9 protein-coding genes and 1 riboswitch are annotated in these 9,129 nt (G+C 43.9%); all 9 genes read right to left on the reverse strand.

The genetic code is table 11. The features are described 5' to 3' along the window. Position 1: 1 nt before the first annotated feature. Positions 2–1,417: an amidophosphoribosyltransferase gene (purF, locus tag ACIQXN_RS20995; RefSeq protein WP_402971342.1), complete on the reverse strand. Its 1,416-nt coding sequence runs from the start codon at positions 1,415–1,417 to the stop codon at positions 2–4. Beyond that, the gene (purL, locus tag ACIQXN_RS21000; protein ID WP_402971344.1) at positions 1,402–3,624 is read right to left on the reverse strand and encodes a phosphoribosylformylglycinamidine synthase subunit PurL; all 2,223 of its coding nucleotides are present in this window, start codon (positions 3,622–3,624) and stop codon (positions 1,402–1,404) included. The genes purF and purL overlap by 16 nt, the downstream gene beginning before the upstream one ends. Further along, positions 3,608–4,294 carry a phosphoribosylformylglycinamidine synthase subunit PurQ gene (purQ, locus tag ACIQXN_RS21005; RefSeq protein WP_402971347.1) on the reverse strand — a complete coding sequence of 229 codons (687 nt, stop codon included), beginning with the start codon at positions 4,292–4,294 and terminating at the stop codon, positions 3,608–3,610. Before purQ ends, purL begins: the two co-directional genes overlap by 17 nt. Further along, the gene (gene purS / locus ACIQXN_RS21010; protein WP_402971350.1) at positions 4,291–4,545 is read right to left on the reverse strand and encodes a phosphoribosylformylglycinamidine synthase subunit PurS; all 255 of its coding nucleotides are present in this window, start codon (positions 4,543–4,545) and stop codon (positions 4,291–4,293) included. The genes purQ and purS overlap by 4 nt, the downstream gene beginning before the upstream one ends. After that, positions 4,538–5,257, reverse strand: a complete 720-nt coding sequence (gene purC, locus ACIQXN_RS21015) for a phosphoribosylaminoimidazolesuccinocarboxamide synthase (RefSeq protein ID WP_402971354.1) — start codon at positions 5,255–5,257, stop codon at positions 4,538–4,540. The genes purS and purC overlap by 8 nt, the downstream gene beginning before the upstream one ends. 102 nt (positions 5,258–5,359) lie before the next feature. After that, positions 5,360–6,652, reverse strand: coding sequence for an adenylosuccinate lyase (gene purB, locus ACIQXN_RS21020; protein WP_402971357.1), 1,293 nt, complete (start codon positions 6,650–6,652; stop codon positions 5,360–5,362). Beyond that, positions 6,649–7,806: a 5-(carboxyamino)imidazole ribonucleotide synthase gene (purK, locus tag ACIQXN_RS21025; protein ID WP_402971360.1), complete on the reverse strand. Its 1,158-nt coding sequence runs from the start codon at positions 7,804–7,806 to the stop codon at positions 6,649–6,651. The genes purB and purK overlap by 4 nt, the downstream gene beginning before the upstream one ends. Continuing rightward, positions 7,790–8,278 carry a 5-(carboxyamino)imidazole ribonucleotide mutase gene (purE, locus tag ACIQXN_RS21030; protein ID WP_402971363.1) on the reverse strand — a complete coding sequence of 163 codons (489 nt, stop codon included), beginning with the start codon at positions 8,276–8,278 and terminating at the stop codon, positions 7,790–7,792. Before purE ends, purK begins: the two co-directional genes overlap by 17 nt. A gap of 169 nt (positions 8,279–8,447) precedes the next feature. Next, positions 8,448–8,549: riboswitch (purine riboswitch) on the reverse strand. A gap of 74 nt (positions 8,550–8,623) precedes the next feature. Beyond that, positions 8,624–8,824 carry an NETI motif-containing protein gene (locus ACIQXN_RS21035; protein ID WP_402971366.1) on the reverse strand — a complete coding sequence of 67 codons (201 nt, stop codon included), beginning with the start codon at positions 8,822–8,824 and terminating at the stop codon, positions 8,624–8,626. Positions 8,825–9,129 lie beyond the last annotated feature (305 nt).

The following is a 9,129-nucleotide window of genomic DNA, read 5'->3' on the forward strand; positions in this document are numbered from 1 at the left end:
ATCAGCATTTAGTTTTTTCTCGTTCGTAATCGAAAATTTCCGTTGGATAATTCCCTGTGAAACAAGCTAGGCATGAACCACGTGTTTCACCAGCAAACGGACGCCCAATCGCTTCGACCATCCCTTCAACGCTTAAAAAAGTAAGCGAATCGGCTTCAATGATCTCCCGGATTTCCTCCACGGATTTGGAGCTGGCAATCAGTTCATCCTTTTTCGATGTATCAATTCCGTAAAAACAAGGGTTTTTAATAGGTGGCGAACTGATAACGACATGAACCTCTTTTGCACCTGCATCTTTCAGCATGCGGACAATCCTTCTGCTAGTCGTACCACGGACGATGGAATCATCCACCATGATCACACGCTTTCCTTCGACAACTCCTCTTACCGGCGATAGCTTCATCTTCACTCCTTGTTCGCGAAGGCTTTGTGACGGTTGAATAAATGTCCGTCCGACATAGCGGTTCTTTATTAAGCCCAGTTCATAAGGAATACCTGCCGCTTCGGCATACCCAATGGCCGCCGAAATGCTTGAGTCAGGAACACCTGTGACTACATCCGCATCGATTTTCGCTTCAAGTGCCATTTGCTTACCAAGATTTTTCCTGGCCGTATGTACATTGATTCCATCAATATTGCTATCCGGTCGGGAAAAATACACATATTCCATCGTGCACATGGCCTGTTGACTAGAAAGGGAAAAGTATTCTGAATGGATTCCCTCATTATTGATGACGACAAGCTCACCCGGTTCGATATCACGGATGAATTCGGCCCCAACGATATCGAGGGCGCATGTTTCAGAAGCAGCAAAATATGCGTCGCCTACCTTTCCTAAGGAAAGAGGGCGGAAGCCATGTGGATCACGAGCTAAGATCATTTGATTTTCCGTCATGATAACAAAGGCATAGGCTCCCTTTAGCATGCTTAAGCTATTTTTAACAGAGTCCCTAATTTCCGAATAGCCGGAGCGTTTGATCAAATGTGCAAGGACTTCCGTATCCGACGTCGTTTGGAATATGCTCCCTTGCCCCTCTAACTGTGCTTTTAACTGACTCGCATTGACGATATTCCCATTATGGGCAAGGGCCAGCCCCCCAGTATGTGAATTGAACAAAAAAGGCTGGACGTTTTGATAGCCACCGCCGCCTGCTGTCGTATACCGGACATGACCTATTGCTGATTTCCCAGTACCGGAGAGTGCCTGCATTTTTTCTGCCGTGAAGATCTCCGTTACAAGACCTTCCCCTTTCGTGATGGACATTTGTATGCCGTCCGTCACAACGATGCCTGCTCCCTCTTGTCCCCGATGCTGTAAGCTATGCAATCCGTAATAGGCAAGTTGTGCTGCGTCCTGATGTCCCCAAACTCCGACTACGCCGCATTCCTCGTTAAGGCTTCTTATTTCAGCAAGCATGGAATGGCCCCTTTCCAAGCTGATTGTAATTCTTCAACATTCGCTTCAAAGACCAAGTTATTGCCGTCATCCGTCACGACTAATCTTGCATCACCTGATACTTCTCCGATATGGGATGCTTCATCAACAATCGACTCAAATGCTGCCTGGTTTTCAGGACTTACAGATAGCAAGAACCGTGATTGCGTTTCACAGAACAATTCGGAAACCAGGTCTCCAGAAAGTTGGACTTTTGCTCCAAGGGTTTTTGTACCAAATAGAGACTCGGCTAAGGCAACAGCCAAACCGCCCTCTGAAAGATCATGTGCGGAGGTGACATGCCCTGCCTGAATGGCTTCAAGAATTTGAGCTTGGCGTTTTTGTTCAACAATTAAATCCAAAGCCGGCGCCGGACCAAAGATTTTCCCTTCTATCATCTTTTGAAGTTCACTGCCCCCAAATTCCCCTTTTGCTTCACCGACCAAATATATCAAGTCAGCTTTATTCTTGAACGTCTGAGTTGTGATATGTTGAAGATCATGTACCAGACCGACCATCCCCACCACAGGTGTTGGATAAATGGCTTCACCATTCGTCTCATTGTAAAGGGACACGTTTCCGCCAATGACAGGCGTACTTAAACTGCGACACGCTTCACTCATACCATCAGCCGCTTTTTCCAGTTGCCAAAATATTTCTGGTTTTTCTGGATTTCCGAAGTTCAAGCAATCTGTAATCGCCAAAGGTTCGCCACCCGAACAGACAATGTTACGGGCCGCCTCAGCTACAGCAATCTTACCGCCTGTCTCGGGGTCGAGGTAAATATAGCGGGAGTTACAATCCGTTGTCATTGCAAGAGCCTTATTCGTTCCTCGCACACGTACGACTGCAGCGTCCGAACCAGGTGATACCACTGTATTCGTACGAACCATATAATCATATTGGTCGTATACCCATTCCTTACTAGAAATGGTCGGCTGTTGTAATAACGCTATAAGAGTACCCTTATAATCCTTGATAACCGGCACTTTAGCCGTCATGCTTTGGAAGTCACGGAAATACTGTGGTTCAGCAGATGGCTTGTGATAGATCGGTGCTTCTTCAGCCAATGCATCAACCGGAACTTCCGCAACGATTTCACCTTGATGAGAAAGCGTTAAGTTTTTATCATCCGTTACTTCACCAACAGCAACTGCTTCCAGGTCATACTTCGTAAACAAATCAACGATTTCCTGTTCCCGTCCTTTGGTAACGACGATTAACATCCGCTCTTGTGATTCAGACAGCATCATTTCATACGCAGTCATGCCCGTTTCACGTTGCGGCACTAAATCAAGGTTCATTTTAATCCCTGATCCAGCTTTACTCGCCATCTCAGCTGATGAGCTGGTAAGCCCCGCTGCGCCCATATCCTGAATGCCGACAAGCGCATCATTATGGATGAGTTCAAGGCAAGCTTCTAACAGTAATTTCTCCATGAATGGATCGCCAACTTGCACGGCTGGTCTTTTCTCTTCTGAAGACTCTGAAAGTTCTTCCGATGCAAATGTAGCTCCATGGATACCATCACGGCCAGTTTTGGCACCCACGTACATGACCGTATTCCCGACACCATGAGCTTGGCCTTTCTTGATGTCCTTATGATCAATTAACCCGACGCACATGGCATTGACTAACGGATTTCCCTCGTAGGAAGGATCGAATTGAATTTCACCGCCGACAGTGGGAATCCCTATGCAGTTCCCATATCCAGCAATCCCTGCAACCACTTCTTTGAATAAATATTTCACGCGTTCGTTATCCAATTCACCAAAGCGCAGCGAATTTAACATGGCGATAGGTCTGGCTCCCATGGAGAAGACATCACGGATAATGCCGCCAACGCCTGTAGCTGCTCCTTGATATGGCTCGATGGCCGATGGATGGTTATGGCTTTCAATCTTGAAAACGACGGCCTGATTATCACCGATATCAACAATTCCTGCGCCTTCACCAGGACCTTGTAATACTTTTTCCCCCGTAATCGGGAATTTTCTTAAGATGGGTTTTGAATTTTTGTAGGAACAATGCTCTGACCACATGACGGAAAACAAACCCGTTTCCGTATAATTCGGCAGTCTGCCTAAGATTTTCTCCACCATGGCGAATTCTTCATCGGATAGCCCCATACTTGCGTATAAACGCTCCGATTTAATTTTATCCGGACTTGGTTCAAGCTGTAACAACATGTGATTCCCTCCAGTTTTTCACGATGGATTGAAGAATCTTTAAGCCGTCTTTACTGCCAAGCAGTGAGTCAACAGCACGTTCGGGATGAGGCATCATTCCGAGGACATTGCCTTGTGCATTGGTGATTCCGGCAATTTGTTCAAGGCTACCATTAGGGTTTTCACCTTGATAAGTGAACAGAATGCGGTTGTTTTGTTTCAATTCTGCCAATGTTTCTTCATCACAATAATAGTTGCCCTCACCATGGGCCACTGGAATGGTGATTGATTCGTATAATGAATAACCCGTTGTAAACATTGAATCATTATTTTCAACTTTCAGCTCTACGTTACGACAGATGAATTTCAGACCATCATTACGTCGCATCGCTCCCGGTAACAGCCCTGCTTCAAGCAAAATTTGAAAACCATTGCAGACGCCAAGAACCGGCTTTCCTGCTTGAGCCGCTTTTACGACTTCTGCCATCACATTGGAAAAACGGGCAATCGCTCCTGAACGCAGATAGTCGCCATAAGAGAATCCGCCTGGAAGCAGGATCCCATCAAATTTGTCTAGATTATCCGTGGAATGCCATACATACTCCACTTCCTCCCCAAGCGCATCCTGTATCGCATGATACATATCGACATCACAATTGGAGCCAGGGAAAACGATGACAGCAAATTTCATTGGGTAACAACCTCCTCCACGTCATAACGGTACGCTTCAATAACTGTATTGGCTAATAGTTTTTCACACATTTCCTTCACCAGCTGATCTAAATCACGTTCGGTGTCTTCAATCGTCAGTTCAATGTATTTCCCGACACGCACATCGCTTACTTCGTTATATGTCAAACTATGAAGGGATTGTTGAACCGCTGTCCCCTGTGGATCCAGTACACTTTCTCGTAGTGTGATATATACCTTAACCTTATACATGTTGAATGCCCTCCAACTTTGCTAGAATTTTTCCATATGCATCTGTTAAACTCCCTAAATCACGGCGGAATACATCCTTGTCCAGTTTTTCATTTGTTACTGCATCCCAGAGGCGACAAGTATCTGGCGAAATTTCATCAGCCAATAGGATTTCCCCATCAGATGTCTTACCAAATTCCAATTTGAAATCAATCAGGTTGATGCCCATCTCTTTGAAGATGGTTGATAAAATCGTACTGATTTCACGTGCCTTTTCTTTTAAAATTGCTACATCTTCCTTGCTGGCCAGTTCCAATTCTTCAATATGGTCTTCTGTTAACAGGGGATCGCCGAGTGCATCGTCTTTATAATAAAATTCAACGAGCGTTTTCTTTAGCGGATGGCCTTCTTCTATGCCGGTGCGTTTAGAAAAACTACCGGCAGCCGTGTTTCTAACGACCACTTCAAGAGGAATAATGGAGACTTTTTTAACCAGTTGCTCCCGCTCGGACAGCTTTTTGATAAAATGAGAGGGAATGTTTTCTTCGGCAAGCTTTGAAAATAGTAAGCTAGTAATTTGATTATTCAACTGGCCTTTACCAGCGATCTCCGACTTCTTCTCGCCATTGAATGCCGTTGCTGAATCTTTGTATTCCACCCAAACTATTTCACTGTTGTCCGTTGCATAAATCTGTTTCGCTTTCCCTTCATACAGCAATTCTCGCTTTTCCATCTGTTAAGACCTCCGAATTGTGAATATTATGAACTTTTATTATATCTATAGACAAGGAGCAAACGCTTCACCCAGGCAGGGATTCACGTTTACCACCTTGTTTTATAAGCCTAGGCGGTCAAAAATCACATCTACGTTTTTCAAATGATGAGTTGGGTCGAAACAGTCATCAAGTTCTTCTTTAGTAAGTAAACTTGTGATTTTATCATCCTTATCAATCAGGCTCCTGAATGGGACTTGTTGCTCCCAGGCATCCATCGCATGTGGCTGAACCGTATCATATGCTTCTTCGCGGACAAGGCCTTTATCAATAAGGGCAAGCAGCACGCGTTGAGAGAATATTAACCCAAGTGTACGATCCATGTTGCGCTTCATGTTCTCAGGATAAACGGTAAGGTTTTTCACAATGTTACTGAAGCGATTCAACATATAGTTCAAAGCAATCGTTGCATCCGGCAAGATGATTCGTTCAGCAGAAGAGTGGGAGATATCACGTTCGTGCCATAATGCCACATTCTCATATGCGGTCGTCATGTATCCACGGATGACCCGGGCCATTCCTGTCATGTTCTCAGAACCGATTGGATTCCGTTTATGAGGCATTGCCGATGATCCTTTTTGTCCTTTTGCAAAGAATTCTTCCACTTCGCGCGTTTCGCTTTTTTGTAATCCTCTGATTTCCACAGCGAATTTTTCGATGGAAGTTGCAATTAAAGCCAATGTGCTCATATAGTGTGCATGGCGATCACGTTGCAATGTTTGAGTTGAAATGGGAGCTGCTTCCAAGCCCAGTTTTTCGCAGACGAATTGTTCAACGAATGGGTCGATGTTCGCGTATGTACCAACAGCACCGGATATTTTACCTACCTCGATGTTTTTTCGAGCAGCGTCAAAACGTTCCACGTTCCGTTTCATTTCTTGATACCATAGGGCAAGCTTCAAACCGAAAGTAGTCGGTTCCGCATGCACACCATGTGTCCGTCCCATTTGCACGGTATATTTATGTTCTTTCGCTTTGTTTTTCAAGATTTCAACGAAATTATTTAAATCCTTGGATAGGATTTCATTCGCTTGTTTAATCACGTAAGAAAGGGCTGTATCGACTACATCTGTTGAAGTCAATCCGTAATGTACCCATTTACGTTCTTCGCCTAATGTTTCGGAAACCGCACGGGTAAAGGCCACCACATCATGACGAGTGTCTTTTTCTATTTCATTGATGCGCTCTACATCAAACGTCGCATTTTCACGAAGAAGTTTCACATCTTCTTTCGGAATGACTCCAAGTTCTGACCATGCTTCACATGCAAGGATTTCAACTTCCAACCACGCATTAAAGCGGTTTTTTTCTGTCCAAATGTTACCCATTTCAGGGCGGGTATAACGTTCAATCATTTTACTTCCTCCGTTTCAACCTGTTGATTCCATATTTTGCTTCGATCACTTTCTAAAAGAGCTTCCTCGAGTGTTGGACGTAAAATATTGATATGCCCCATTTTCCGTTTTACCTTCGCCTCTTTTTTACCATAAAGATGAATCTTCCAATCCTTAAGAACCGGAATTTCCTCAAGTAATGGTTCCAAATGTTCACCAAGGACATTGACCATGACAACCGGTTTTAACAAGGAAGTATTGCCGAGGGGCCAATTGCAGACAGCACGGATATGCTGTTCAAACTGAGAGGTCTCACATGCCTCCATTGTGTAATGTCCTGAGTTGTGTGGCCTTGGTGCAAGCTCATTAATGATGATTTCATCCTTCGCTGTTAAAAACATCTCCACTGCCAATGTACCGACCAGATCAAGTTTTTCTGCAAGCTGTCGGGCCTCTTGAATGGCTTTCTCTTCGGCTTGCTGACTGATGCGAGCAGGAACAATGCTTTTATGCAAGATATTTTCAACATGGATATTTTCAGCAACCGGAAAATGACTTGTTTCACCATTTGTTTTACGCGTCACGACAACCGAGACTTCCTTAACGAAAGGAATCCAGGCTTCTAGCACACATATACCTGTTTGGAGCAGGGATTCCGCCTTTTTAATATCGGCCTCTTCTCTAATGACTAACTGCCCTTTTCCATCATAACCGCCACGCGTCGTTTTTAACACACTCGGATACCCTAATTCTTCTATATGTAGATAAATTTCCGACATTTCCTGTATTCCCCGGTATGGAGCTACAGTTGCCCCAGCCCCTGCTATAACTTTCTTTTCAGTAAGCCGGTCCTGGGTTTGTTTTAATAGCTCTGATCCTTGAGGAAGGTAGGCATGCTGCTTCAACCAATTGAGAGACTTGGAACTGATATTTTCAAATTCATAGGTTATGACATCACTGACTTCAGCCAATCTCTTCAATGCTTCTATATCATCATATGCCCCATTGATTTCTATATCCGCGACTTGCGCACAAGGACCATTAGTCGTTGGCTCAAGAACAGCTACCATAAAACCCGATGCCTTCGCCGACAAGGCCATCATCCTGCCCAACTGTCCCCCACCAATGATTCCAATTGTCTGACCCGGTAAAATGACTTTATTTAAGTTGTTCACTGCTCAGTAACACCTTTTCTCTAGTTTCTTCTCGAAGAACTTCTAATCTTTCAGCCACTTCCGAATCAAAAGCAGCCAATATCTGTGCCGCAAGCAATCCTGCGTTAATTGCCCCTGCCTTGCCGATGGCTACCGTTGCCACAGGTACCCCGCCTGGCATTTGGACAATGGATAATAAGGAATCCATTCCGTTTAATGCCTTAGACTGAATTGGCACTCCAATCACCGGGACAATCGTTTTCGCTGCCGTCATACCCGGAAGATGTGCAGCTCCACCTGCCCCTGCGATAATCACCTTAATATCACGCTCTCTTGCACTCTCTGCATATTCAAACAATAAATCCGGCGTACGGTGGGCGGAAATAACTCTTTTTTCATAAGGGATTTCGAGTTGTTCTAATGATTCACAAGCATACTTCATCGTTTCCCAATCTGAGACACTTCCCATAATGATCCCGACTTGCGTCTTCATAATTCTGTCCCTCCCATAATCAAAATAAGTGATCCTCCCTTAAGCATGAGCTGGACACCTCTCAGGGATAATTATTTACAAATAAAAAAACGGACAGATATCTTCCTCATAGAGAAAGCAATCTGCCCGGAAAATAGTCTCTTCAAAAAAGACCTCGATAGTTCCCAATTAAGTCAGCTACTTTTCTCATAGTCCGATGATTTACGGTCATCAGGTAGAAACTTTTGGGCCATATCCCCAGGATTATATGAGATGTATTAATATACCTTCATCTTACCGTCACACAATTTTATTGTCAAGGTAAAATCGAATATTTATATATATATTTAAATAATCGTTCGTGTTTTACTCAAATAATTTCGCTTCGAACACAATTTTTCTTTTAATTGGTTCATAATGGACCTTCCCATTCGTAACTCTTTCTTCGAAAATCGGTTCTTCCGTTCTCCTGACAGGAAAATACCCCTCGGCCTTGATTCGATTTAGACAATCATCAATGCTTTCGCCTTCTCTAACTTCAAACTTTTCCTTACTCTTTTTACTCACGAAATCGTTCCTTTCCTACATTCACTTTTTTTCGATGACATCTTTTGTGTAGTAACCTTACTAACAGCTTCACCTATTTTTCTAATTATAAATTCTTTCAGCGGGGATGAACAGTTTATCTAGTAGTAAGATACATGATCTTAGTCCCTCTTCCTTTTATAAAAATAGTAGTAACTCTTTGCTACACTTTATCATTTCTTCCACTAAACGCAAAAAAGGCCAGCACGATGGCTGACCTTTCAAATGGCTTGGCGGCGTCCTACTCTCACAGGGGGAAACCCCCAACTACCATCGGCGCTGAAGAG

It is taken from the genome of Peribacillus sp. NPDC097295 (genome assembly GCF_044761665.1).
In the GTDB taxonomy this organism is placed as follows: domain Bacteria; phylum Bacillota; class Bacilli; order Bacillales; family DSM-1321; genus Peribacillus.